This is a genomic window from Pseudomonas kribbensis (assembly GCF_003352185.1).
GTDB lineage: Bacteria > Pseudomonadota > Gammaproteobacteria > Pseudomonadales > Pseudomonadaceae > Aquipseudomonas > Aquipseudomonas kribbensis.
Genome location: NZ_CP029608.1, coordinates 4977337 through 5003305, shown reverse-complemented (window position 1 = coordinate 5003305; position 25969 = coordinate 4977337). Strand labels below are relative to the sequence as shown.

At 60.7% G+C, this 25969-nt stretch carries 24 protein-coding genes; 10 read left to right on the top strand and 14 right to left on the bottom strand.

The window, feature by feature from the left end; all coding sequences use genetic code 11:
- Positions 1–85 precede the first annotated feature (85 nt).
- The 7 genes from nth to metG all read right to left on the bottom strand — a co-directional run bounded on the left by nth (position 86) and on the right by metG (position 6834).
- Entirely contained in the window at positions 86–724 is a 639-nt protein-coding gene (nth, locus tag DLD99_RS22805) for an endonuclease III (RefSeq protein WP_085709532.1), read from the bottom strand.
- On the bottom strand, positions 721–1302 hold the full coding sequence (locus DLD99_RS22800; RefSeq protein WP_114885206.1) for an Rnf-Nqr domain containing protein: 582 nt from the start codon (positions 1300–1302) through the stop codon (positions 721–723). Before DLD99_RS22800 ends, nth begins: the two co-directional genes overlap by 4 nt.
- Positions 1299–1904, bottom strand: coding sequence for an RnfABCDGE type electron transport complex subunit G (locus DLD99_RS22795; protein WP_114885204.1), 606 nt, complete (start codon positions 1902–1904; stop codon positions 1299–1301). The genes DLD99_RS22800 and DLD99_RS22795 overlap by 4 nt, the downstream gene beginning before the upstream one ends.
- The gene (locus DLD99_RS22790; protein ID WP_114885202.1) at positions 1901–2884 is read right to left on the bottom strand and encodes an RnfABCDGE type electron transport complex subunit D; all 984 of its coding nucleotides are present in this window, start codon (positions 2882–2884) and stop codon (positions 1901–1903) included. Before DLD99_RS22790 ends, DLD99_RS22795 begins: the two co-directional genes overlap by 4 nt.
- A complete protein-coding gene (rsxB, locus tag DLD99_RS22785) occupies positions 2871–4085 on the bottom strand; it encodes an electron transport complex subunit RsxB (protein WP_114885200.1) in 1215 nt (404 codons plus the stop codon). Before rsxB ends, DLD99_RS22790 begins: the two co-directional genes overlap by 14 nt.
- Positions 4082–4651 carry an electron transport complex protein RnfA gene (locus DLD99_RS22780; RefSeq protein WP_114885198.1) on the bottom strand — a complete coding sequence of 190 codons (570 nt, stop codon included), beginning with the start codon at positions 4649–4651 and terminating at the stop codon, positions 4082–4084. The genes rsxB and DLD99_RS22780 overlap by 4 nt, the downstream gene beginning before the upstream one ends.
- A 131-nt stretch (positions 4652–4782) precedes the next feature.
- Entirely contained in the window at positions 4783–6834 is a 2052-nt protein-coding gene (metG, locus tag DLD99_RS22775; protein ID WP_114885196.1) for a methionine--tRNA ligase, read from the bottom strand.
- Positions 6835–6989: 155 nt separating this feature from the next.
- Between metG and apbC the strand changes: the two genes are divergently transcribed.
- Positions 6990–8084, top strand: a complete 1095-nt coding sequence (gene apbC, locus DLD99_RS22770; RefSeq protein ID WP_114885194.1) for an iron-sulfur cluster carrier protein ApbC — start codon at positions 6990–6992, stop codon at positions 8082–8084.
- Positions 8085–8152: 68 nt separating this feature from the next.
- Here apbC and DLD99_RS22765 read toward each other — a convergent pair whose 3' ends face one another.
- Positions 8153–8911, bottom strand: a complete 759-nt coding sequence (locus DLD99_RS22765) for an SDR family oxidoreductase (RefSeq protein ID WP_011335726.1) — start codon at positions 8909–8911, stop codon at positions 8153–8155.
- 162 nt (positions 8912–9073) lie between these two features.
- On the opposite strand from DLD99_RS22765, the gene DLD99_RS22760 reads away from it, so the two are divergent.
- The 4 genes from DLD99_RS22760 (at position 9074) to groL (ending at position 12598) form a co-directional block, all read left to right on the top strand.
- The gene (locus tag DLD99_RS22760) at positions 9074–9805 is read left to right on the top strand and encodes a HugZ family pyridoxamine 5'-phosphate oxidase (RefSeq protein WP_114885192.1); all 732 of its coding nucleotides are present in this window, start codon (positions 9074–9076) and stop codon (positions 9803–9805) included.
- A 65-nt stretch (positions 9806–9870) separates the two neighbouring features.
- The gene (locus DLD99_RS22755) at positions 9871–10347 is read left to right on the top strand and encodes an FxsA family protein (protein ID WP_085709542.1); all 477 of its coding nucleotides are present in this window, start codon (positions 9871–9873) and stop codon (positions 10345–10347) included.
- A 259-nt stretch (positions 10348–10606) separates the two neighbouring features.
- Positions 10607–10900 (top strand): co-chaperone GroES, encoded by a 294-nt coding sequence (locus tag DLD99_RS22750; RefSeq protein ID WP_011335724.1) that lies wholly within the window; start codon positions 10607–10609, stop codon positions 10898–10900.
- A gap of 51 nt (positions 10901–10951) precedes the next feature.
- Entirely contained in the window at positions 10952–12598 is a 1647-nt protein-coding gene (gene groL / locus DLD99_RS22745; RefSeq protein WP_096818431.1) for a chaperonin GroEL, read from the top strand.
- Between the two features lie 90 nt (positions 12599–12688).
- Here groL and DLD99_RS22740 read toward each other — a convergent pair whose 3' ends face one another.
- On the bottom strand, positions 12689–13432 hold the full coding sequence (locus DLD99_RS22740; protein ID WP_114885190.1) for a phosphatase PAP2 family protein: 744 nt from the start codon (positions 13430–13432) through the stop codon (positions 12689–12691).
- Between the two features lie 52 nt (positions 13433–13484).
- On the bottom strand, positions 13485–15434 hold the full coding sequence (locus DLD99_RS22735) for an LTA synthase family protein (RefSeq protein WP_114885189.1): 1950 nt from the start codon (positions 15432–15434) through the stop codon (positions 13485–13487).
- 203 nt (positions 15435–15637) lie between these two features.
- Here DLD99_RS22735 and colR point away from each other — a divergent pair, with 203 nt between their 5' ends.
- The 5 genes from colR (at position 15638) to DLD99_RS22710 (ending at position 19362) form a co-directional block, all read left to right on the top strand.
- Positions 15638–16321 carry a two-component system response regulator ColR gene (colR, locus tag DLD99_RS22730; RefSeq protein WP_085709546.1) on the top strand — a complete coding sequence of 228 codons (684 nt, stop codon included), beginning with the start codon at positions 15638–15640 and terminating at the stop codon, positions 16319–16321.
- The gene (locus DLD99_RS22725; RefSeq protein ID WP_114885187.1) at positions 16311–17621 is read left to right on the top strand and encodes a sensor histidine kinase; all 1311 of its coding nucleotides are present in this window, start codon (positions 16311–16313) and stop codon (positions 17619–17621) included. Before colR ends, DLD99_RS22725 begins: the two co-directional genes overlap by 11 nt.
- A gap of 124 nt (positions 17622–17745) precedes the next feature.
- A complete protein-coding gene (locus tag DLD99_RS22720) occupies positions 17746–18414 on the top strand; it encodes a class I SAM-dependent methyltransferase (RefSeq protein WP_114886777.1) in 669 nt (222 codons plus the stop codon).
- 4 nt (positions 18415–18418) lie between these two features.
- A complete protein-coding gene (locus DLD99_RS22715) occupies positions 18419–19132 on the top strand; it encodes a lipopolysaccharide kinase InaA family protein (RefSeq protein WP_114885186.1) in 714 nt (237 codons plus the stop codon).
- 2 nt (positions 19133–19134) lie between these two features.
- Positions 19135–19362, top strand: coding sequence for a hypothetical protein (locus DLD99_RS22710; RefSeq protein WP_114885184.1), 228 nt, complete (start codon positions 19135–19137; stop codon positions 19360–19362).
- Positions 19363–19429: 67 nt separating this feature from the next.
- On the opposite strand, the gene DLD99_RS22705 is transcribed toward DLD99_RS22710, so the two are convergent.
- From DLD99_RS22705 to DLD99_RS22690, 4 genes are all read right to left on the bottom strand, one after another.
- Positions 19430–22465, bottom strand: coding sequence for a multidrug efflux RND transporter permease subunit (locus DLD99_RS22705; protein WP_114885182.1), 3036 nt, complete (start codon positions 22463–22465; stop codon positions 19430–19432).
- Between the two features lie 13 nt (positions 22466–22478).
- The gene (locus tag DLD99_RS22700; protein WP_114885180.1) at positions 22479–23627 is read right to left on the bottom strand and encodes an efflux RND transporter periplasmic adaptor subunit; all 1149 of its coding nucleotides are present in this window, start codon (positions 23625–23627) and stop codon (positions 22479–22481) included.
- Positions 23628–23773: 146 nt separating this feature from the next.
- Positions 23774–24874, bottom strand: coding sequence for a DUF1513 domain-containing protein (locus DLD99_RS22695; protein WP_114885178.1), 1101 nt, complete (start codon positions 24872–24874; stop codon positions 23774–23776).
- Between the two features lie 14 nt (positions 24875–24888).
- Entirely contained in the window at positions 24889–25953 is a 1065-nt protein-coding gene (locus tag DLD99_RS22690) for an imelysin family protein (RefSeq protein ID WP_114885176.1), read from the bottom strand.
- Between the last annotated feature and the right edge of the window lie 16 nt (positions 25954–25969).

Here is a 25969-nt window from a genome sequence, read left to right as displayed (position 1 = left end):
TGCCTTTGGCGCTCCTTATATCGACATTCCAGCAGATCGTAAAAAAGATTTTTTCAATCGCAATATCAATAATTCCAATAGACGCTCAATCGTCCGAAGTTTTGGCCTTGTATTCGCACAAGTCTTCGATCCGACAGCTGCCGCACCGTGGCTTGCGGGCCAGGCACACGTAGCGCCCGTGAAGAATGAGCCAGTGGTGTGAGTCGAGCAGGTATTGCTTTGGCACAAACTTCATCAGTTTGTTTTCCACTTCGACCACATTCTTGCCAGGGGCAATGCCGGTGCGGTTGCTGACCCGGAAAATGTGGGTGTCCACCGCCATGGTCAACTGTCGGAACGCGGTATTGAGCACGACGTTGGCGGTCTTGCGACCTACGCCGGGCAAAGCCTCCAGCTCTTCGCGCGTCTGCGGGACTTCACCATTGTGCAGCTCGACCAGCATGCGACAGGTTTCGATCACGTTTTTGGCCTTGCTGTTGTAGAGGCCGATAGTCTTGATGTACTCGGACAGACCTTCGACGCCCAAGGCATGAATGGCGGCCGGTGTGTTGGCCACCGGGTAAAGCTTTGCCGTCGCCTTGTTTACGCCGACATCAGTTGATTGCGCGGACAGAATCACCGCGATCAACAATTCGAAAGGCGAAGAGTAGGCGAGTTCGGTCTTGGGTTCGGGATTGTCCTCGTGAAACCGGCGGAAGATCTCCAGACGTTTTGCGGCATTCATGGGTGATGCGTTTCCTCGGGAGGGGCGGCGGAGCGAGTCCAGGCCTGACGGGCGGCGAGCAACAGCCCCAGCAATATGAAGGCGCCGGCAGCCAGCGTCGCGAAATGCAGGCCGTCGCCGAACAGAATCAAACCTTGCCAGTGATCCGACAGGTGATGGCCGATGCTGCCCTGACCGAGCAGCTCGCGCAACACCGCCAGCACGGTCATCAGTGCGATGAACAAGCCGCACAGTTTCAGACGTCCTCGGGCTGGCAGTCGAAAGAATCCATTGTGTTCGAATATGACGCACTGCAAACCGATCAGGCCGGCGTAAAGGCTGACCAGTTGATGCCATTGAACAGCGCTGCGTTGCAACAGAATATCGGCGCACCCCGTCAGCGTCGCGGCCAGTACCAGGCTGACCGGTAACAGGCTCTCGGAGCTCAGTCGTGCCCGCAGCGGTGCCATGCACACGCCGTACAGGCTCACCACAACAGCGAACATCAGCACAATCGCCAGCGCACCGGCCACGGAGTCAGTGGCGCCGATCAACAGCGCCAGCATCATTGAGTTCGACAGCGTCGCTGACGTGTTCATGGCGCGCTCCCGAGCAGGGTCGTCCGGTGATCATCGAAATAACGCAGGGCATCGTGAATGGCGTTGATGGCCGCACGGGACGTGATGGTTGCGCCAGCGATCTGGTCGAATTGCCCCTGATCCTTTTTCAGGGCCCATCCGGCATCGGTCGGTTGGCTGCCGGATTTGCCGATAAACGCCTGCAGCCAGGTGTTCGGCCAGTCGCCGATGTGCCCGCCCAGCGCCGGTGTTTCAGTTTGCTCCAGGGTTTTCACGCCGAGCAATCGGCCATTGGCATCGATGGCAATCAGCAACTCGATGGGACCCGCATAGCCCTCGGTCCGGGTGCGCAGCAGCACCGCCACCGGTTGGCCGGCCTTGGTCGCCTGATAACCACCCAGCAACTCGCTGTGGCTCAGATTGACGTCGGCCAGCGCCAGAGGTTGTTCCAGAGGCTGATTGTCGTAGGCATCGACTGAAAGCACATCCAGCAGTTTGCGACTTTCGAGCTGGCGCTGTTCGGCAGCGATGTGCGGCGCATTGCTGCGTTGCACAACATAGGTCACACCGACGCCTATCGTTGTCAGCAAGGCCAGGGTGATCAGGCTGTTCGTGCGGTTCATGGCTTCACCTGCGCCTGACGAGCGGCTGCAAAGCGTTCCAGTGTCGGCACGCAAAGGTTCATCAGCAACACCGCAAATGCCACGCCATCCGGATAACCGCCCCAGGTACGAATCAAATAGGTCAGCAGGCCGGCGCCCACGCCGAACAACAGGCGTGCAAGCGGTTTTTTTGCACCGGAAACCGGCTCGGTGACGATGAAGAACGCGCCAAGCATGGTGGCGCCGCTCAGCAGATGAAACAGTGGTGAGCCATGGGAGTCGGACCCTGAGCCATTCCAGCACAGCAGGCTGATGACAAACAGGCTGGCGAGCATGCCGACCGGCGCCTGCCAGCCGATCACCCGCCGCTGCAGCAGGAACAGCCCGCCGGCGAGAAACGCCAGATTCACCCACTCCATACCATGACCGCCAAAACGGCCGAATGCCGGATTGCCGGCAAACAGTTCATCCATGGTCAGGCTTTTGTTGATGCGCAGACTGTCCAGCGCAGTGGCCTGAACCCAGGCGTCCGGCTGCGTGCCCAGATTGAACACTTGGCCAAAAGCCGCCGTCAGATCCATGCCATGGGCCGGCCAATGGGTCATCGGTTGCGGGAACATCACCATTGCCAGAGCAAAACCGAGCATGGCCGGGTTGAAAGGATTTCGGCCCACGCCACCGTACAAGTGTTTGCCCAACAGCAGGCCTGAGCCGATCGCCGTGACCGTCAGCCACCAAGGGCAATAAGGCGGCAGGGCGATGGCCAGCAGCGTGGCGCTGACCACCGCGCTGCCATCGGTCAGGGTCGCTTGCGGCGGCTGTCGGCGCAGAGAGGTCACGGCGGCTTCGACGCTCAAGGCTGTGGCAACGGACAGGATCAGGTTGATCAACACGCCCCAGCCGTAAAACCAGAACAACACCAACAACCCCGGCAATGTCGCCAGCAGAACCAGCTTCATTGCCTGTTGCAGACGTTCGTCTCTGGTTTCAATGGATGACATGGGCTTCCACCTGCCGCTCCGCCTCTTGCAGGCGGGTGCGGGCCTTGTCGAGGACTTCGGCCGGCGTGCCGTCACGTCGCTGCAATTTGTTCAGGTCGGCGCGCGCGTAGGCCAGTTCGGTTTTCAGCTGACGAAGCTGATTGTCGATCGGACGTTTCTCCACGCGCACAAGGTCGGGGGCCGGTTGATCGCTGGCGGCTTCTGCGTCGTGCAACGCTTGTTCGGCGTCACGCAGCGCTTGTTCGAGCGCTGCAATCTGTTCCGGCGGAGCCTCTGCGGTCTGCGCCTTTTTCAGCTCGGCACGGCGCATCGCCAGCTGGATTTTTGCTCGTTTCAGATCGGCGTCTTTCGCCGGGGCTGTCACGACCGGCGCAGGTACGGCGCTGCTTTCCAGTTTAGCCAGGGCCTGTTCGGCGGCTTCGAATTGCTGCTGCAACACGATCAATTGCGACTGCTGCTCGAAGGTCGGCGGATGGCCGAAGGCTTTCAGCGATTTGTGCAACTGGGCGCGGCTCATCGCCACGTCGATCTTGGCCTTTTTCAGCGCGGCGTCGGCGGTTGCGGCTTTTTGTGCGCGCACCCGTTCCAGCGCTGCCTGCACCGGATCGAGCGTGGCGGACGCAACTTCAACCTGTGCTGCACGTTGTGCGCGAGCTTCGCGTTCGGCCTGCTTCTGCTGTTCTTCGCGTTGCAGCCGGGCGTTACGCCGTTCGAAACGTTGCCGGGCGTGATCGCGCTTTTTGGTGCGTGCCTGTTGCTCTTCGAGGCTGCTGGCCAGGCCGCCCACCACTGGCAGCGTTCCGATCGGCAGCGGGTGCATCTCGATGCAATCCACCGGGCAGGGCGCCACACATAGATCGCAACCGGTGCACTCGTCGATGATCACCGTGTGCATCAGTTTTGCCGCGCCGACAATGGCATCGATTGGGCAGGCCTGAATGCACTTGGTGCAGCCGATGCATTCGGCTTCGCGGATGAACGCCACTTGCGGCGGCGCGCTGCCACGGCTGATATCCAGTTCCAGCACCGGAATTTTCAGCAGTTCGGCCAGTGCCGCGATGGTTTCATCGCCACCTGGCGGGCACTTGTTGATCGGCTCGCCGGCGACGATGCCTGCAGCGTAGGGTTTGCATCCGGGATGGCCGCACTTGCCGCATTGGGTCTGCGGCAACAGGGCATCGATGCGTTGAATCAGACTCATGTTTTGATCAGTCCACTGAATCCGAGAAAAGCCACCGCCATCAGTCCGGCGCCGATCAACTGGATCGGCAGGCCACGAAAGGGCAGGGGAATATCGTTGTCGGCCGTGCGCTCGCGCAAATCGCTGAACAGGCTCAGCACCAGCCAGAAACCCAGGCCGGCGCCGAGGCTCAGCGCCGTTGCATGAAACAGGCCCTTATCCGCTTGCGCGTTGATCAGCGTCAGCCCCAGCACACCGGCATTTCCCAGCAGCAGCGGCCACAAACCGTCGAATGGCATATCGGGTCGCCAACGCGCCAGCAACTTAAGCAGCGGCGCGATCAGCAGGACGCTCAGCGGCAGAAACACAAACAGCCGCAGGAATTCCAGTTGCAACGGCACCAGCAGCCAATGCCAGATCACGTAACCCGCCACACCGACAATCAGCATCAGGCACAACGTTGCCAGCCCCAGCGCATGCACCTGACGGCGTTCGCCCGCCAGCAGCGGATCGACGCCCAGCGGCCAGTGCAACACGAAGTTGTTGATCAGCGCAGCACTGAAGAGCGTAAGCACGAGTTCGGTCATGGTTCTGCCGGTGAGAGCGGGCGGGTGTCACTTAAGATTAGGCATTATCCGGCCGCCATGACGGGCGGGCCAGATATGAAAAATCCCACAGGCGCACGGAGTACGCCTGTGGGATCGGTCAGTGCAGAACCTTACTTGATGCGCTGACCCGGCTTGGCGCCGCTGTCCGGGCTTAGCAGGTAGATTTCTTCACCGCCAGGGCCGGCCGCCATCACCATGCCTTCGGAGATGCCGAACTTCATTTTCCGTGGCTTGAGGTTGGCGATCATCATGGTCAGACGACCGTCGAGTTTCGACGGATCCGGGTAAGCGCTCTTGATCCCGGAGAATACGTTGCGTTGTTCGTCGCCGATGTCCAGGGTCAGGCGCAGCAGCTTGTCCGCACCTTCAACGTGTTCGGCTTTGACGATCAGCGCCACGCGCAGGTCGACGGCGGCGAAGGTGTCGAAGTCGATTTCCGGCGACAGCGGATCCTTGGCCAGTTCGCCGTTGCCGGCAGGCGCGGCGGCGCCGGTGTCGGTCTGGCTGGCGGTCAGGTCTTCTTTCGAGGCGTCGGTCATGGCTTGCACTTTTACCGGGTCGATGCGGGTCATCAACGGTTTGAATTCGTTCAACTGGTGGTTGGCCAGCAGGGTGGTGTGGTCGTTCCAGGTCAGCGGGGCGACGTTGAGGAAAGCCTCGGCATCGGCGGCCAGCACCGGCAGCACCGGCTTGAGGAAGATCACCAACTGGCGGAACAAGTTGATCGCCGTGGCGCAGACTGCCTGGACTTCATCCTGCTTGCCTTCCTGCTTGTTCAGCGACCATGGCGCCTTGTCGGCGATCCAGGCGTTGGCGCGGTCGGCCAGGGCCATGGTTTCGCGCATGGCACGGGCGAAGTCGCGGGCTTCATAAGCGTCAGCGATGCTCGGCGCAGCGGCCAGGAACGCTTCGGTCAGTTCCGGTGCGGCGTTGTTGTCCACCAGCAGACCGGCGTTGCCTTTCTGGATGAAACCGGCGCAACGGCTGGCGATGTTGACCACTTTGCCGACCAGGTCGGAGTTGACCTTCTGCACGAAGTCTTCGAGGTTCAGGTCGAGGTCGTCCACGCCACGGCCCAGTTTGGCCGCGTAGTAGTAGCGCAGGTATTCCGGCGACAGGTGATCCAGGTAGGTACGGGCCTTGATGAAGGTGCCACGGGACTTGGACATCTTCTGACCGTTGACGGTCAGGTAGCCATGCACGTTGATCCCGGTCGGCTTGCGGAAACCCGCGCCTTCGAGCATTGCCGGCCAGAACAGGGCGTGGAAGTTGACGATGTCCTTGCCGATGAAGTGGTACAGCTCGGCGGTGGAGTCCTTGCCCCAGAACGCGTCGAAGTCCAGCTCCGGCGTGCGGTTGCACAGGTTCTTGAAGCTGGCCATGTAGCCGATCGGCGCGTCCAGCCACACGTAGAAGTACTTGCCCGGCTCGCCCGGGATCTCGAAACCGAAGTACGGCGCATCGCGGGAGATGTCCCACTGTTGCAGGCCGGCGTCCAGCCATTCGGCGATCTTGTTGGCCACGGCATCCTGCAGGGTGCCGCTACGGGTCCAGGTCTGCAGCATCTGCTGGAAGTCAGGCAGCTTGAAGAAGAAGTGCTGGGAATCCTTGAGCACCGGGGTGGCGCCGGAGATCGCCGACTTCGGATCCTTCAGGTCGGTCGGTGCGTAGGTTGCACCGCATTTTTCGCAGTTGTCGCCGTACTGGTCTTCGGTGCCGCACTTCGGGCAGGTGCCCTTGATGAAGCGGTCGGCCAGGAACATTTTCTTTTCCGGGTCGAAATACTGGGTGATCGAACGTTGGGCGATGTGCCCGGCGTCACGCAGCTTCAGGTAGATCTGGCTCGACAGCTCACGGTTTTCTTCGGCGTGAGTGGAGTGGAAGTTGTCGAAGTCCACCAGGAACTCGGCAAAGTCGGCGCTGTGTTCGGCCTGGACGTTGGCGATCAGTTGTTCCGGGGTGATGCCTTCCTTTTCCGCGCGCAGCATGATCGCCGAACCGTGGGCGTCGTCGGCGCAGACATAAATGCACTGATTGCCGCGATGCTTCTGGAAGCGCACCCACATATCGGTCTGGATGTATTCCAGCATATGGCCAAGGTGGATCGAACCGTTGGCGTAGGGCAGGGCGCTGGTGACGAGAATCTTGCGTGGTTCGGACATGTGGGGCTTCGCTACTTGATGAAACGGAGGTCGGCCACTATAAAGCGCCGGGAAAGATATTTCACCCCTGCAAATCGTTGCCGGGCATGCCGTCCGGAGGAGAGAAGGGGTAGGATACCCGCCATCTTTTCCCAGTCTTGTTATCGGAGTTGCCCATGAGCGCCGTCACTCGCGCAGCGGTGGAAGCCGTCCTCAGCCAATACACCGACCCTTACCTGAACCAGGACCCGGTCAGCGCCGGTTGCGTGCGCAACATCGAAATCACCGGTGACCGCGTCAGCGTGCAGCTGGAAATCGGTTATGCCGCTGGTCTGTTCAAGAGCGGCTGGGCGCAATTGCTGCAACTGGCCATCGAAAACCTCGACGGCGTGGTGTCGGCCAAGGTCGAAGTCAACAGCGTGATCGCCGCGCACAAGGCCCAGGCGCAGATTCCGGGGCTGGCCAACGTCAAGAACGTGGTCGCCGTGGCGTCCGGCAAGGGTGGCGTGGGCAAGTCCACAACCGCCGCCAACCTGGCGCTGGCACTGGCCCGCGAAGGCGCGAAGGTCGGGATTCTCGACGCCGATATCTACGGTCCGAGCCAGGGCATCATGTTCGGCATTCCTGAGCGCACCCGTCCGCAGGTCAAGGATCAGAAGTGGTTCGTGCCACTGCAGGCCCATGGCGTGGAAGTGATGTCGATGGCCTTCCTGACCGACGACAACACGCCGATGGTCTGGCGCGGGCCGATGGTTTCCGGCGCGCTGCTGCAACTGGTCACGCAAACCGCCTGGGGCGACCTGGATTATCTGGTCATCGACATGCCGCCAGGCACCGGCGACATCCAGCTGACCCTGGCGCAGAAAGTCCCGGTGGCGGGCGCCGTCATTGTCACCACGCCGCAGGATCTGGCGCTGCTCGATGCGCGCAAAGGCGTAGAGATGTTCCGCAAGGTCAACATTCCGGTGCTGGGTGTGGTGGAAAACATGGCCGTGCACATCTGCTCGAACTGCGGACACGCCGAGCATCTGTTCGGTGAGGGCGGTGGCGAGAAGCTGGCGACCCAGTTCGGCGTCGAACTGCTGGCGTCGCTGCCGCTGTCGATGCTGATCCGCGAACAGGCCGATGGCGGCAAGCCGACAGTGATTTCCGAGCCGGACAGCCAGATCGCCATGGTCTATCAGGAGCTGGCCCGTCACGTCGGCGCGCGGATCGTGTTGCAGGAAGCGGCGTCGCCGGCGATGCCGAACATCACCATCAGCGACGATTGATGCCTGCGGTTTAAACAAAAACGCCCCGGTGCCAGTGCACCGGGGCGTTTTTCATTGCGCGACAGAGGTCAGATGCGCAACCCGCCGTCCATCTCCAAAATCCGGCCGGTGTAGTAGTCGTTCTCGAAGATGTACGCCGCCGAATGGGCGATCTCTTCCGGCTTGCCCATGCGCTTGAGCGGAATGCCCGAGGTCATTTTTTCCAGCGCTTCCGGCTTCATGCCCAGGGTCATCTCGGTTTCGATGAAGCCCGGTGCAATGCCCGCCACGCGGATGCCGTAGCGCGCCAGTTCCTTGGCCCAGGTCACGGTCGCTGCCGCCACACCGGCCTTGGCGGCGGAATAGTTGGTCTGGCCGACGTTGCCCGCGCGGGAGATCGACGAGATGTTGATGATCGCGCCGCTGTTCTTCAGCTCGACCATTTTCGCCGCCACTTCACGGGTGCAGAGGAACACGCCGGTCAGGTTGACGTCGATCACCGCCTGCCACTGGGCCAGGCTCATCTTGGTCATTTCGCCGTCCTTGACCTTGAGCAGCAGACCGTCGCGCAGGATCCCGGCGTTGTTGATCAGACCGTGGATCGCGCCGAAGTCTTCGGCGACCTGGGCAACCATGTGCGTCACCTGCTCTTCATTGGCGACGTTGCACAGGTAGCTGCGGGCCTCGACGCCCTTGGCCTTGCAGGCCGCGACCGCGTCATCGAGTTTTTCCTGGTTCAGGTCGACCAGTGCCAGCTTCGCGCCCTTGCCTGCGAAATACTCGGCCATCGAGCGGCCCAAGCCTTGGCAACCGCCAGTGATAATGATTACTTTGTCGTTGAGTTGCATTCGCATGTCCCCGAGAGCAGGTCAGAGTGGTGTCCTTTAGAGAGCCTCTCGATCTGCGCCTGACATGGCCCGGCTGCACATGAGAACTGCCCCTGTGGCGACTGATACTTATCCGTGTCGCCCGTCCGTTTTTTCGACGGATTCTATTTAAGGAGTCATAAATTGAGCGTTGAAGCGGCTAAGAATGCCCGAGAATTGCTTCTCAAGGAATACCGTGGCGTGCTGTCGACCCACTCCAAATCAATGCCCGGTTTTCCGTTTGGCTCCGTGGTTCCCTACTGCCTGGACGAGCAGGGCCGGCCGCTGATCCTGATCAGCCGTATCGCCCAGCACACTCACAACCTGCAGAAAGACCCGAAATGTTCGATGCTGGTGGGGGAGCGCGAGGCCGACGATGTGCAAGCCGTTGGTCGCCTGACCTATCTGGCCGAAGCGGAAAAACTCGAAGACACGGCCGCCATCGAAGCCGCCGCCGAGCGTTACTACCGCTATTTCCCCGATTCGCAGAATTACCACAAGGCCCACGATTTCGATTTCTGGGTGCTCAAACCGGTGCGTCATCGCTACATCGGCGGTTTCGGCGCGATCCACTGGGTCGATCACCTGACCTTGGCCAACCCGTTCGCCGGCAAGGCCGAAATCAGCATGGTCGAGCACATGAACAGCGACCACGCCAAGGCCATCGCGCATTACGTCGACCTCGCCGGGCTGCCGAAAACCGTACCGGCACAAATGGCCGGGATCGACACCGAAGGCATGCACCTGCGCATCGGTCAGGCGCTGTACTGGCTGCCGTTTCAAGCGCCTTGTCATACGCCGATACAAGTGCGCGAAGCCTTGGTTTCTCTGGCTCACGCCGAGGTCTGGCCAAAAAATGCGGTGGCCGACGCTTGAATTCACGAAAGGGCGACGTCATCTAAGGCTTACTGCAAGGCATTTCTTGCGTTGAGGAAACTTTGATGCGCCCTTTTTTGTTGCTCTTTCTGCTGTTCCCGGTGTTGGAGCTGTTCGTATTCGTCAAAGTGGCAGGTTCGATCGGATTTTTCCCGGCCCTGCTGCTGATCATTCTCGGCTCGATGTTCGGCGTATTCGTGCTGCGTATCGCCGGACTGGCCACCGCCCTGCGTGCCCGTGAAAGCCTGAACCGCGGCGAACTGCCTGCGCAGACCATGCTCGAAGGCCTGATGCTGGCCCTGGCCGGTGGCCTGCTGATCCTGCCGGGTTTCATCAGTGACGTGGCCGGTCTGATCCTGCTGTTGCCGTTCAGCCGTCGTCTGTTCGCCAACAAGATGCGCCAGCGCGCCGAAGAACAGGCCATGCGTCAGCGTGCGTTCGCCGATGACCTGCAACCTCGCGGCGGTCCCGCACCGCGTCAGCCTCTGGGCCGCGAAGGCGATGTGATCGAAGGCGAGTTCGAACACCGCGACACCAAGTAACTTCTGCACTCACACGGCACCTTCGGGTGCCGTGTTCGTTTACGGCCGCGCACATGACGAGCCGCGATGAAAAAATTTTAGGCCTGCCCTTGTAATAAGCTTATGCGCCCTTATGTATCGGTCACCGAAAGGTTTCCGGTATTTGAACCGGACAGACTTCCGCGGTTCGCTCGACGAGCCGCAACCGGCGCAGGCCGGATTCGTTAAACCCGCCGGGACTACACCGGCCGATGAAAACCACAATTAGGAGAGATCGACAATGAAGCTTCGTCCTCTGCATGACCGCGTCGTCATCCGTCGCAGCGAAGAAGAAAAGAAAACCGCTGGCGGTATCGTCCTGCCAGGTTCGGCTGCCGAGAAAGCCAACCACGGTGAGATTCTGGCTGTAGGCCCGGGCAAGGCACTGGAAAGCGGTGAAGTGCGCGCACTGTCCGTGAAAGTGGGCGACAAGGTTGTGTTCGGTCCGTACTCCGGCAGCAACACCGTGAAAGTCGACGGCGAAGACCTGCTGGTAATGAGCGAGAACGAAATCCTCGCCGTTATCGAAGGCTGATTACCCCCGTTCATTTTCCCGCTACTACAAAGTATTTAAGGAATATCGATCATGGCTGCTAAAGAAGTTAAATTCGGCGATTCCGCCCGCAAGAAAATGCTGGTTGGCGTAAACGTCCTGGCTGACGCGGTAAAAGCGACCCTGGGCCCGAAAGGCCGTAACGTGATCCTCGAGAAGAGCTTCGGCGCTCCGACCATCACCAAGGACGGCGTTTCCGTTGCCAAGGAAATCGAGCTGGAAGACCGTTTCGAAAACATGGGCGCGCAGCTGGTCAAAGACGTTGCCTCCCGTGCCAACGATGACGCTGGTGACGGTACTACCACCGCTACCGTTCTGGCTCAGTCGATCGTCAACGAAGGCCTGAAAGCCGTCGCTGCCGGCATGAACCCGATGGACCTGAAGCGCGGTATCGACAAAGCGACCATCGCTGTCGTTGCCGAGCTGAAAAAGCTGTCCGCACCATGCACCGACACCAAAGCGATCGCTCAGGTTGGCACCATCTCCGCCAACTCCGACAACTCCATCGGCGACATCATTGCCGAAGCCATGGAAAAAGTCGGTAAAGAAGGCGTGATCACCGTTGAAGAAGGCTCGGGCCTGGAAAACGAACTGTCGGTCGTAGAAGGCATGCAGTTCGACCGTGGCTACCTGTCCCCGTACTTCGTCAACAAGCCGGAAACCATGGTTGCCGAGCTGGAAGGCGCGCTGATCCTGCTGGTCGACAAGAAGATCTCGAACATCCGCGAAATGCTGCCAGTGCTGGAAGCCGTTGCCAAAGCCGGCCGTCCACTGCTGATCGTTGCCGAAGACGTTGAAGGCGAAGCCCTGGCGACTCTGGTTGTGAACAACATGCGTGGCATCGTCAAAGTCGCAGCCGTCAAGGCTCCAGGCTTCGGCGACCGTCGCAAGGCCATGCTGCAGGACATCGCCGTTCTGACCGGCGGTACCGTTATCTCCGAAGAGATCGGCCTGAGCCTGGAAAGCACCACTCTGGAACACCTGGGCAGCGCCAAGCGCGTGACCCTGTCCAAGGAAAACACCATCATCGTTGACGGTGCCGGCGTTGAAGGCGACATCCAGGCGCGTATCGCTCAGATCCGTGCCCAGGTTGCCGAGACTTCCTCGGACTACGACCGTGAAAAACTGCAAGAGCGTCTGGCCAAGCTGTCCGGCGGCGTTGCGGTGATCAAGGTTGGCGCCGGTTCCGAAGTAGAAATGAAAGAGAAGAAAGCCCGCGTTGAAGACGCCCTGCACGCAACCCGCGCAGCCGTTGAAGAAGGCGTGGTACCTGGCGGTGGCGTTGCGCTGATCCGCGCTCTGAACGCGATCATCAACCTGAAAGGCGACAACGCCGACCAGGACGTAGGTATCGCTGTTCTGCGTCGTGCCGTTGAAGCACCGCTGCGTCAGATCGCTGCCAACAGCGGCGACGAGCCAAGCGTTGTGGTCAACGAAGTCAAGAACGGCAAAGGTAACTTCGGTTACAACGCTGCGACTGGCGAATACGGCGACATGATCGAAATGGGCATCCTGGACCCAACCAAGGTAACCCGTTCCGCTCTGCAAGCTGCATCGTCGATCGGCGGTCTGATCCTGACCACCGAAGCGGCTGTTGCTGACGCACCGAAGAAAGACGGTGCTGCTGGCGGCGGTATGCCGGACATGGGCGGCATGGGTGGCATGGGCGGCATGATGTAAGCCAGCCTTACCCCGAAACGAAAAACCCCGCCTGCGATGAGCAGGCGGGGTTTTTTTATGTCCTGATTTTGTTATCTGGCGTTTGAGTAATCAGGCGTTTACCGGTTGTGCCTTCATGACCGCTTCAGCTTTGACTGTCGGGCGATACAGCACCCAGTAATACGACCCCAGACAGATCAGCCAGCAGAAAATCGCCGTCCACACGTTGTGCGAAAAAAAGTGCGCGCCCTGCATCATCCGGCTGATCGAGAACACCGAGCCCAGCGCAAAGGCAAAGATGAACGCCTGCCGCGCCAGTCGCGGGCGACGATCACGCAGCACGAAGAACAGCGCAAACAAGGTGAAACCCGTTGCGGCATGGCCACCGGGCCAGCAGCGGCCGGGCTTGTCGGTCGGCGGGCGGTGATCCAGCAGTTTGCTGTAGGTTTCATGGCCGCCGAACTGCTCGAGGCTCCACGGGCACTGCACGGCGGTCACGGCTTTCATCGGTGTCACGAATGAGGTCGCCAGGCCGAGGGACAGCACCAGACAGCCCAGTTCACGCTTGTACGGTTTGATCCGGTCGATGAAAAACGCACCGATGAAACCAATGACGGCGAACACCGAAAATGCGATCACCACCTGCTTGGCGCGATCGTGAAGGATGTTTTCCAGGAAGTAACTGTGGCGCCCGATGAAGTCGCCGGCGGCGGGGTCGTAGAACATCCGCGCCAGGTTCATGTCCAGATCGGTGAGTTCCAGCAGGATCAGAAGAGTGGCCGCGACGGCGGGAATCCCCAGGCACAGCCAGAAGTTCAGCGGGCGAGGGGCAGGGCGTACAACGCTTGATGACATGACGCGTCCAGAACGGGAAAACGCCCCGGAGCATCAGTCCGGGGCGCTTCGATTAACGATCGCTGACTTGCGCGGCACCCTCCTTGGGTGCTTTCCAGCCAAGCAGCTGTTGCTTGAAGCCATAACTGGCGGTTTGGTAATACGAGATGGCGCGGCTGACCAGCGGGTCGTCGCTGTTGACCCGGGACTCGCGGCTTTCGGTCAGTGCGTCGTCATGCCGACGCAGACCCTGGCGCGGGCTGAGGATCGCCAGATCCTTGCCGTCGAACAGCCCCAGATGCTGATAGTTGCCCACCACGACCCGAGGTGGCAGCGGGTTATCCTGCAGCAGATTGCGACCGAAGAACGTCGATTGGTAATCCAGGTTCAGCAGTCCCAGCAGCGTCGGCGCGAGGTCGATCTGGCTGGCCAGTTGCGCGTTTTCCCGTGCTTCGATCAGCTTCGGTGCATAGATGAACAGCGGGATCTGGTAGTTGGTGATCGGCAGGTCTTCCTTGCCCGCACTGCCGGCGGTGTGGTCGGCGACGAAGATGAAGATCGTGTTGTCGAACCACGGTTTCTGCCGCGCCTGCTCCAGGAACTGGCCGATGGCGTAGTCGGTGTACTTCACCGCACCATCGCGACCGTTGCCGGATTTGATGTCGATGCGGTTTTCCGGGTAGGTGTACGGACGATGGTTGGAGGTCGTCATCAGCTGCAACAGGAAAGGCTGCTGCTTGGCGTAATCGGCGTCCGCCAGCTTCAGCGTCTGCTTGTACAGGTCCTCGTCGGCCATGCCCCAGGCATTCTTGAAGTGAATTTCCGACTCGTCGACGCTGCTCTGGTCGACAACGCGATAGCCGTTGCCGCTGAAGAACGCGTTCATGTTGTCGAAGTAGCCACGGCCACCGTAGACGAACACGCTGTCATAGCCGACCGCGCTCAATTGCTGGCCGAGGCTGGCGAAACCGCTTTCGCGACCGATGCGCTTGACGATCGAACGGCCCGGCGTCGGCGGAATGGCCAGGGTAATGGCTTCCAGACCGCGGTCGGTGCGGGTGCCGGTGGCGTAGAAATTGTTGAAGTACAGGCTCTGTTTGCGCAACGCGTCGAGGTTCGGCGTCAGGTTGCGGCCATCACCATTGCTGCCCAGGTATTTGGCGCTGAGGCTTTCGATGGTCACCAGCACGATGTTCGGCTTGCGGGTGACGCCCGGGTTGTCGATATCGCGACGGATGTCCTGTGGATCCTGACCGACGAAGCGGGCATTGGGCTCGTTCAGTTCGGCACGCATCTGACCGGCGACTTTGTCCGCTGGCAGGCTCTTGTAGAACTGGCTGTAGTCCAGCTCGTTGTTACGGAACGCAGCGAAGAACTGATACGGGCCGTTGCTCGCCAGTTCGTTCTGATAGGCATTGCCGCCCTGGGCGCGCGGTGCGTCCTGGCTGATCAGTTGCAGACTCAGACCCGCGACCACCAGCAAGACCAATGCATTGAGCAGCCGCCCGCGCAATGGCGGCAGCGGGGCATCCAGTGCCGCGTTGAAAGGTTTGCGCAGCGCGAAACTCAACGCGATGGCCAGCACCGCCAGGATGCTCAGCAACTTGCCGATCGGGTAGGACTCCAGCACGTTGTTCAGCACTTCGTCGGAATACACCAGATAATCGACGGCGATGAAGTTGAAGCGCACCCCGAACTCATCCCAGAACAGCCACTCGGCCACCGCCGTGAACAGCATGGCGTACAGGCTGACCGTCAGCAGTCCTTGCAGGAACCAGCGGTGACCGCGCCGCCGCCACAGGCCCGGCGGGCACAGCAGCACATACAGGCCCATCGGCAGGGCCGCATAGGCGAGAAAGCCCAGGTCGTAGACCAGGCCGACGCCGAACACGGACAGCGCACCGCCACCGGCCTCATCCAGATGAGTCAGCAGCAGTACAGTGCGGGTGAGGAGAAACACGACCAGCCAGGCGCCGGTGACCAACAACAGATAGCGCATAGGCGCTGTCTTGAAGAAACCCATTGTTTTCTTTTCCTTTTATCAATGGCGCGGGAGTTTCGCGGCGCCACTGTAGTCAGGTTGTGAATCGATAGTGAAAACTTTGTTAAAGATTTATTTCTTCCGGGCAATTTCATCCGCCGGGGCACCAGCGCTGGCCCTGAGCCGAAACAGGCCTTAAGCTGCGCGGGCCATGACGGCCGTTACTGTGTACGGAAGAGGTGCCCATGCGAATTCTATTGGTCGAAGACAACCGCGATATCCTGGCCAACCTGGCCGATTACCTGGGCCTGAAAGGCTATACCGTCGATTGCGCCCAGGACGGTCTGTCGGGCCTGCATCTGGCCGCCACCGAGCACTATGACCTGATCGTGCTCGACATCATGTTGCCGGGCATCGACGGCTACACCCTGTGCAAACGCCTGCGTGAAGACGCCCGCCGCGACACGCCGGTGATCATGCTCACCGCACGCGATCAGCTCGATGACCGCTTGCAGGGCTTCAAGTCCGGGGCTGACGATTACCTGGTCAAGCCCTTCGCGCTGTCGGAACTGGCTGCACGAATCGAAGCCGTGATGCGCCGCACCCAGGGCGGTGGTCGCCGTTCCCTGCAGGTCGGCGACCTGAGCTACGACCTCGACACACTGGAAGTGACCCGCGAAGGCAAGCTGCTCAAGCTCAACCCGGTGGGCCTGAAACTGCTCGCGGTGCTGATGCAGAAGAGCCCCCACGTCCTGCGTCGGGAAATTCTCGAAGAAGCCCTGTGGGGCGACGATTGCCCGGACAGCGACAGCCTGCGCAGCCACGTCCACCAATTGCGTCAGGTGATCGACAAACCGTTCGCCAAACCACTGCTGCACACCGTGCACGGCGTGGGTTATCGCTTGGCCGAGGGCCGCGATGGAGTTTAAGCAGAGCCTTGCCCAGCGGATCATCATCGCTTTTGCGCTGATGAGCGCACTGGTGGCGGGGGCCTTCGCCATGGGCATTGTCGCGACCGTGCACCTGGTGGAAGAGAAACTGATTTCTGCTGGATTGGGCGGTGATCTGCAGCGCCTGTTGCTGATGGACAACGTTTCGGACTGGAGCCATCGGCCGGAGCCGGACCAGTTGTTCTATTTCAGCGGCGGCCCGGGGGACTTCGAGTTGCCCAAGGACTTGCGGCATCTGGATTCGGGGTTCCACGAAGTCTTCCGCGAACAGCTGTCCTATCACGCGATGGTCGAAATCGTCGACGGTCGGCGTTACGTGTTGCTTCAGGATCAAAGCGATTTCGAAGAGCGCGAGCGCGTGCTGTTTGCCGTGGTGCTGGTGGGCTTCGTGCTCAGTCTGGCGCTGGCGGTTTTCCTCGGCTGGGTGCTGGCGCGCAAGGTGATGGCGCCGGTGGTCCGGCTGGCGCGCCAGGTGCGTCATCGCGATCAGTTGCTGGGGCTGGCACCGCCGCTGGCGCCGGACTACGCCGCTGACGAAGTGGGTGAACTGGCGGTGGCCTTCGATGCGACGCTCGGGCGCTTGCGTCAGGCTTTGACCCGTGAGCGGTTGTTCACCAGTGACGTCAGCCACGAATTGCGCACACCGTTGATGGTACTGGCTACCTCCTGTGAACTGCTGCTGGAAAACCCGGGCATCGATCAGCGCGGCCGAGCCCAGGTCGAACGTATTGCCCGTGCCAGCGAAGAAATGCGCGAACTGGTACAGACCTTCCTGATGCTGGCCCGTGCCCAGCGCGAAGATGCGGGGGCGGCGCCGCGGCACAGTCTGGGTCAGGTGGCGGACAATCTGTTGGGCGTATGGCGCGAGCCGATCGAATCCAAGGGGTTGAAGCTGATTTTCGAACCGGGCAACCCGCCGGACACCCCTTATAACGCCACACTGCTCAATGCCGTGATGGGTAACCTGCTGCGTAATGCCCTGCACTACACAGAGCAGGGTTTCATTCGGCTGACGCTCAACGACAACGGCTTCGTGGTCGAAGACTCGGGTGTAGGCATTCCCGAGGAAAAGCGCGAGGAAATGTTCAAACCGTTCGTGCGCGGCAGCGAAAAACGCGGTGAAGGCCTTGGACTGGGGTTGTCACTGGTGCAGCGCATCTGTGAAAACCAGGGCTGGAGCGTCACTTTGAGTACGATGGAGCCCAATGGCTGCCGTTTCGAGGTAGATCTGGGCAAACAGGAATCCCTCCCAAATGGCACAAAAAAGCTGCCAACCTGAACGAAACCTGTATAACCTTGAAATAGTTCGTGGGTTTACGCGACGTTTTTTTCACAAAGGGATGACCTGACGCTGACACGCCCCTGCATAAGGTGGGGATATCAGCAATTCAGGAGTCCCGATGATGGCCGGCCCGATCAAACTCGATTTTTCCGAGAAGTACGACGACAACCATGCGCAGAAATATTTGCGCAAGCACCAGGATGGTCTGGGGCGTCGCCTGTCCAACTGGCGTGATCAGCAGTTGGCCCGCAAGGCGCTGACGCTGGTTGGCGAGCCGGGACTGGTGCTGGATCTGCCGTGCGGCGCCGGACGTTTCTGGCCGTTGCTGGCAGAAAAGCCCAATCGGGTAATCATCGGGGCAGACAATTCCGAGTCGATGATCAAGACGGCGATGCAGGCCCAGCCGGCGGATGTGGTGAAGCGGGTACAACCCTTGCACACCTCGGCGTTCGATATCGCGCTGCCTGACAACTCCGTGGACAGCATTTTCTGCATGCGTCTGCTGCATCACATCGGCGAGGCCGAGCATCGGCAGACGATTTTGCGCGAGTTCGAACGCGTGACCCGGGACAGTGTGATCGTTTCGTTGTGGGTAGACGGCAATTTCAAGGCCTGGAAGCGCAAGCGCGCGGAGAAACGCCGCGGCCAGGAAGGTTATCAGAACCGGTTTGTGCTACCGGCCGCTACGGTTGAAAAGGAATTCGAAGAGGCAGGATTCAGGATCCAGGAACAACTGGACTTCATTCCGCTCTATGCCATGTGGCGAGTTTACGTACTACGCAAGAGGTAAGAGGATGGCAGTGCAATTTGCAGCAGAAACGGGAGTCGCTCCCCAAGATCGCTTTGACTACTACTGGAACCAGCGCGGTGAGTGGGTGGAAGAACCCAACGTGCGTCGTGGTGGCGAAAGTGGCGTGCAGCGGGTGGTAGGGCGCGATGGTCAACTGCTGTATGCCAAACGCCAGACAGGACATATCTATCGCAGCTGGTTGCATCCCTTCGGCCGGCCGACCGTATTGCGTGAACTGGATGCGCTGACCGGCGTAGCCAGACTTGGCGTCCGGGTGCCGGAAATCGTTTTTTGCGGGGCCCAGCCTGATCCGCAGCACAAGTGGCGGGCGTTGCTGGTTACCAAGTCGCTGGACGGTTTCCAGGAATTTGAACAGTGGGAAGCGGCAGGTGGCCGCGAGCAGTACGGTGAAGCCGTGTATGAACGCGTGCTCAAGGACCTCGCCGAAAACCTGGCCCGCATGCACAAGGGCCGTTGGCAGCACAGCTGCATTTACATCAAGCACGTCTTTGTCCGCGTCACCGGCGAAGGCGACTCGGCCAAGGTCGAAGTGGCCCTGATCGATCTTGAAAAATGCCGTCAACGCCTCACCGCTCACCGTGCGGCCTCCCATGACATGAAACAATTGCGCCGCCACTCGTCGTTCAGCCCTACGGACTGGAAAAAACTCGTCTATTTTTATGAGACGGCGTTTGGCAGCGCTATCAAGGGTTTATAGCGATGAAACTAGAAATTGCGCGAGGTTTGTTTCTGGTAGGAGCCTTGGCAGTTGCATCTTTGGCGGTGGCGGCCTGGGAACAGCCACGCATGCAAGTAATCGGGGCATCGAGCAGCGATGCCCATTGTCCGATGCCGCGGGTGGCGAAAGCCTCCGTGGCAACCAAACCCGACCATGATTTGCTGCTGTTCATGTTCGGGCTTTCTCAAGGGATGAGGCCGCAGAGTTGAATCGATTGAAGAGTGCCAAAGGCCTCGCAGATGCGAGGCCTTTTTTGTGCGCGTGTGAAAACGGTGGTTACGGGGCGGGTGCGGGATCGGGTTTGGCCAGCACGGTGTAGACACAGGGCAGGACGAACAGCGTAAACAAGGTCCCGATCGACATCCCGGTGGCAATCACCGTACCGATATCAAAACGGCTCACTGCGCCCGCACCACTGGCGATGATCAACGGCACCATGCCGAACACCATGGCGGCGGTGGTCATCAGCACCGGCCGCAAGCGAATCGCCGCCGCCTCTTCAACGGCCTCGCGGGCCGTCAGGCCTTTTTCCTTGCGCAACTGGTTGGCGAATTCGACGATCAGGATCCCGTGCTTGCTGATCAGGCCGATCAGCGTTACCAGCCCGACCTGGGTGTAGATATTCATGCTCGACCAGCCGAGGAACAGCGGAATCAGCGCCCCGCAAATCGACAACGGTACGGTCACCAGAATAACCAGCGGATCCCGGAAACTCTCGAACTGCGCCGCCAGCACCAGGAAAATGATCGCCAGTGCCAGGGCGAAAGTCACCCACAGCGCACTGCCTTCCTGGACGAATTGCCGTGAGGCACCGCCGTAGTCGAAGGCAAAACCGGCAGGCGCTTCTTCCCGGGCGATCTGCACGACGCTGTCGATGGCCTCGCCCATGCTGACCAGCGGGAACCCGGACAGCTTCGCCGCGTTGAGTTGCTGGAACTGGTTGAGCTGTCGCGGGCGTGCCCGGTCGGTCACGGTGATCAGGGTCGACAGCGGCAACAACTCGCCCTGGGTGTTTTTCACGTAGTAGTTGTTCAGCCAGTCCGGGTTGTCGCGATAGGCCCGTTCAACCTGGGCGATCACCTTGTAACTGCGACCCTCGATGGTGAAGCGGTTGATTTCCGCCTCGCCGAGCAAGGTGGCGAGCGTGCCGCCCAGATCCTGCATCGACACGCCCATCTGCGCCGCTTTCGCGCGGTCGATATCGACCACCACTTCCGGTTTGTCGAAGGCCAGGTCGAGGTCGACGAAGGCGAACTTGCCCGACTCCATGGCGCGTTTCTTGATCCGGTCAGCCACCTGCAGCAACAGCTCGTAGTCGTTGGCCGTGTTGATCACGAATTCGAATGGCAGGCCCTCGCCGGTGCCGGGCAGGGAGGGCAGGTTGAAGCCGAAGATCTGCAAACCCGGGATGCTGCCGAGCTTGCCCTGCACCTCGGGAAGAATCTGCATCTGTGTACGGCTGCGTTCGTTCCATGGCTTGAGCAGGAAACCACCGATGCCGCTCTGCACACCGTTGTAGCCGTTGATCTGGAACGACGAGTAGTACTCCGGGAATTCCTTGAAGATTTTCACGAATTCTTCGGTGTAGGTGTTCAGGTAATCGAGGTTGGTCGGTTGCGGCGCGTTGGCCATCATGAAAATGATGCCCTGGTCTTCGTCCGGCGCCAGTTCCGATTTGGTGAACTTGAGCAGCACCGGAATCAGGCACAGCACGATCACTGCGAACACCAGCACCACCGGCCGGGTGTTGAGCGTGCCGTGGAGCATGCTTTGATAGCGTCGCTTGAGGTTTTCGAAGATGCGGTCGAGTCGGTGGGCAAGTCCGCTGGGGTTTTCCTCGTGACGCAACAGCAGGGCGCACATCATCGGCGACAGCGTCAGGGCGACGATACCGGAAATCACCACGGCCCCGGCGAGGGTCAGCGCGAACTCCTTGAACAGGGCCCCGGTCAGCCCGGTCAGAAAACCGATCGGCGCATACACCGCCGCCAGGGTGATGGTCATCGACACCACCGGCATCGCGATTTCCCGGGCGCCTTCGAGTGCGGCCTCCAGCGGAGTCTTGCCTTCCTCGATATGCCGGTGGATGTTTTCCACCACGACGATGGCATCGTCCACCACCAGACCGATGGCCAGCACCATCGCCAGCAGGGTCAGCAGGTTGATCGAGTAACCCATCATCTGCATGAAGAACATCACGCCGATCATCGACAGCGGAATGGTGACCACCGGGATCACCACCGAACGCAGGGCGCCGAGAAACAGGAACACCACCACGATCACGATCAGCACGGCTTCGAACAGGGTTTTCACCACTTCATCGATGGAGGCCTGGATGAACAGCGTGGCGTCGTAGGCGATTTCGCTCTTGAGGTTGGGCGGCAACTGGGCTTCCAGCTCCGGCATGATCTTGCGCACTTCCTTGATCACGTCGAGCGGGTTGGCGCCGGGGGTGGCCTTGATCCCGATGTACACCGAGGGTGTGCCACCGAAGGAGCTGATGGAGTTGTAGTTCTCCGCGCCCATTTCCACCCGCGCCACATCGCTCAGCAGCACGCGGCTGTCACCGTTGACCTTCAGCGGAATCTTGCCGAAGGCCTCGGCGGACTTCAGTTCGGTGTTGGCGTTGATACTGGTGACCACGTATTCGCCTTTCACTTCGCCGGCGGCGGAGAGGAAGTTGTACTGGCGCACGGCATTGGTCACGTCGCTGGCGCTGAGACCGAAACCGGCGAGTTTCACCGGGTCGATCCACAGGCGCATGGCGAACACCTGGTTACCCAGAATCTCGGCTTCGGCCATGCCTGGCAGCGTCGCCAGTTTTGGCTGGATCACCCGCGACAGGTAGTCGGTGATCTGCGGGTTGCTCAATTCCTTGCTGAAGAAGCTGATGTACATCAGCGCCGAGGCATCGGCGGATTCCTTGCTCAGCACCGGGTCTTCGGCATCCTGCGGCAGTTTGTTCTTGACCTCGTTGGCCTTGGCCAGCAGTTCGGTGAACAGTCGGTCGCTGTTGGAACCGATGCGTGCGTAGATCGAAATCACCGAGAAGTTCTGGCGACTGACCGAGGTCATGTAGTCGATACCTTCGGCGCTCGCCAGGCTCTGTTGCATCGGCTGGGTGATGTATCCCTGGATGGTTTCGGCGTTGGCCCCGGGATAAGCGGTGGTCACCGTGATCAGGGCGTTTTCCATCTGCGGATACTGGCGCAACGGCAGCTTGCTCCAGGCCTGGAAGCCCAGCAGCACAATCAGCAGGCTGACCACGGTGGCGAGCACCGGGCGGCGAATGAACGGATCGGTAAAGGCCATGAGAATTCCTTGATCAGTCGGCGCGGCGCGGACTGTTCTGCTCGCCGAGGGTCTTGTCTTCGCTGATGGCGATGTGGGCGCCGTTGTCCAGTTTGATCTGGCCGGCCGTCACCACTTGCTCGCCGCTCTGCACGCCCTTGTTGATCATCACCAGGCCTTCGCGGCGCTCACCGGTTTCAATGAAACGACGCTCGGCGATCAGCACCGGCTGGCCCTTGTCGTCTTTCTCGACGCTGCCGTCCTCGGCCTTTTTCTGCCCGACCACGTAGATCGAGTTGCCGTAGAGGGTGTAGGTGATCGCACTTTCCGGTACGACGATGTGTTTCTGCGGATCCGGCAGCAGCACTTCAAGGCTGGCGAACATGCCCGGCAGCAGCTTGCCGTCAGGGTTGGCCAGCGTCGCGCGAACCAGAATGTTGCGGGTGGTGCTTTCGACAATCGGGTTGATCGCGCTGATGGCGCCGGGAAAATTCTGGCCGGGATACGCGGCTACCGAAATCTGCACCGGTTGGCCGATGGCCAGTTTCGGCACTGATTGTTCGGGCACATAGAAGTCGGCGTAGAGGCTGCTCAGATCCTGCAGGGTGGCGATTTTCGTGCCGCTGGCGAGGTAGTCGCCGATGTCGACCTGACGGATGCCGATGGTGCCGCTGAACGGTGCGACGATGCGTTTTTTCGCCAGCGACGCATTGAGCTGATTGACCGTGGCGCGGTTCTTTTGCAGCACCGCCGAGAGCCGGTCGAACTCGCCCTTGGAAATCGCGCTGCTGCCCACCAGTTGGCTGCCGCGGCCGAAGTCCAGTTGCGCCAGGCCAAGGTCGGCCTTGGCGGTTTCCAGCAAGGCGGATTCGACGGCGCTGTCGAGTTGCAGCAACGGTTGCCCGGCCTTGACCTTCTGGCCTGATTCGAACTTCAGCTCGGTCACGGTGCCGGCGACTTCCAGGCTCAGCTCGACCCCTTGGAGCGCCTTGAGCGTGCCGACGGTAGGCAGGCGCATCTGCCACGGGCGCTCGGCGGCTGTGGCCACGGCGACACTGATCGGCGGTTTCGGTTTGGCAAAGCCCTGGATCATCGTGTAGATCGAGAAGGCCTTGTAACCGGCGAGAAGCAGAACGATCAGCAGTACAACACCCAACATGATCAGCATGCGGCGACGCAGCATATTCCAGTTCCTTGGAGAAAATCAGGCGAGACAGGCGGGAACATTACCCCGACTCCGGCAGGGATTCCAACTGCCAGTTTTTACAGGGTATGAGGGGATAAGGTGGAAGTGGGGAGAACCGCCGACCGAACGGCCGGCGGCGATTTTCAGGCCATCAGGTGCAGATGGTTGTCCCAGAGCCCTGCGGGCAGATCCAGCGGTTTGGCCAGCAGTTCATCCTGGCGGCAATCGTAGTAGCGGCAACGTCCTTGCCCCGAGGTCACGACAAAGCCGTCCTTCACCGCACCGACACCGGCGCAGTCGGGCAACGGTGCGTCGAGGCGCACTTCGCCGCTGTCCAGATCCCAGATGAAGAAGCGGTTGCCACGCGGTGCGGTCAGTGCCACCAGACGCAGATCGCTGTGCACGGCGACGCTGGCGGTGTAGTGCCCCATCGACTGCAACTGATGCTCCGGCACCGGGAACGCCTCGAACGGCTGGCCCGGACGCTTGATCGCCAGCAGCTCGGAACGCTCCTGGGAAGGTCCCATGAATTGCTGGCCGGCGACGATGGTGCCATCGCTGGCGATGCCCAGGTGGCGCACGCTGTTCATCTGCTGGGCGAGGGTTTCCTTGCTCAGCAGAGTGCCGTCGCGCTGCATCAACACCAGGCTTGGTTCCATAGCGTCGAGGTTCATGTCGACCCGGCTTTCGGCCTCGGTGCGAATCCCGCCGTTGGCCACCACCAGCGTTTCGCCGTCAGGCATCCATGACACTTGATGCGGGCCGAGACCGTGGGTGGAAATCTCGCCGCTGTGTACCAGCCGTTCACCCTCGAACTTGTACACCCCGAGCAAGCCACGTCCCGGATCGGTGGTGTCGTTTTCGGTGGCGTACAGGTAATCGCCGCTGTGATGGATCACCGCGTGGCCGTAGAAATGCCGGTTCGGCTGCGAGGTCACGGTCTGCAGCAACGCACCGTCGCGCAGGTCGATCAGGTAGCTCTCGGTGCCCGGGCGCCGGGCAACGAACAGCGCGATCGGCAGCGTCGGGTGATTGATGATGTCGTGGCAGCGCTGACCGACTTCGGTGGCGAACACCCGGGTGCCGTCCAGCCGATAACCGACGGCGTAGTGCTTGCCGTCGGTATCGTCCCGCGCCGACAGCAGCAGCGGGCTCTGATCCTTGCGCTTGAACAGCGTCCAGCCGCCCAGTGTCACTGCTCCCAGCAGCAAACTACCTAAAGTCAGAGCCTGGCGTCGCAGCATGGCAGTTGCCCTCATCAGTCACCGTCGTTGGCGTTGAAGCCCAGTTGGATGCCCAGCGCCTTGGCCAGTTCGCCTTCGTGCAGGCGATGGACGACGTTGAGGCTGTCGTAGATGTCGTTGAGTTGCTGGCGACCGGCGTCGTCTTCGAGCATTTCGGTCAGCGAGCGCTGAGTGCTGCCAAACAGTTTGAGCGAGGCTGCGTACGCCGCATCGATCTTGTCCGCCAACGGTTTCTGCTCGGCCGGCAGCAAGCCGCGCAGGCCTTTGTTGTCGACGCCTTCCCACACGGTCTTGGCGGCGGCGAGGCTGGCTTCCATCGCCGTCAGCGACGACTGGCTGCGCCATGCATCGGCCTGGAACGGTTGCGGCACGCCTTTGCTCTGGCGGCCCATCGGGGTGCCGAGTTTTTTCTTCAGGGTGTCGAGGGCGGTGACCTGTACCCGCAGCAGATCGGCGATCGCTTCGTGGGAGTCGGCGTAGCGCTGGTTGGGGAACTTGCTCATCTGCGCGAGCATGCCGTCGTTGTTGTTCCAGTTGCTCAGAATCTCTTCGGCCAGTTGTTTCTGGCGTTCGCCGATGGCTACCAGCAACGGGCAGTATTTGGCTTTCTGTTCGTCGTTGGCCACGTCAGGCTTGGCGTCGAACAGGATGTATTCGTAGGCCGACAGGCCTTGCACCACAACGCTGGACTTGGCCAGGGCGGCGGCGTCGATCTGCGGCTGGGCGGTGACCAGTTGCTCGACCTGACGGCCGACGAGGTTCTTCTTGTCCGGCCAGAACTGCACCTGCCACGAACGGTTGCCCTCGGACAGCGGGCCGATCAGCAGCGGTTGCAGTTCGGCCCAGGCTTTCTGCGCGTGCAGGAAGTCGGCGCGGGCGGTCTCCAGGTTTTCCTTGCCCTGGCAGTAGGCGAGGGCGCTGACGGCCAGTTGCCGGTCGGCTTCGACCCAGCGGGTGTAGGTCGGCAGGATCACCGATTTGGCGATGGCGGCCGAGGTGACGGCTTGCGGATCCTGCGGTGAGCAGGCGCCGAGGGCCAGTGCGGCAAGGCTGGTGAACAACAGCTTGGGACGGAACATGTCGGGCTCCCGATTC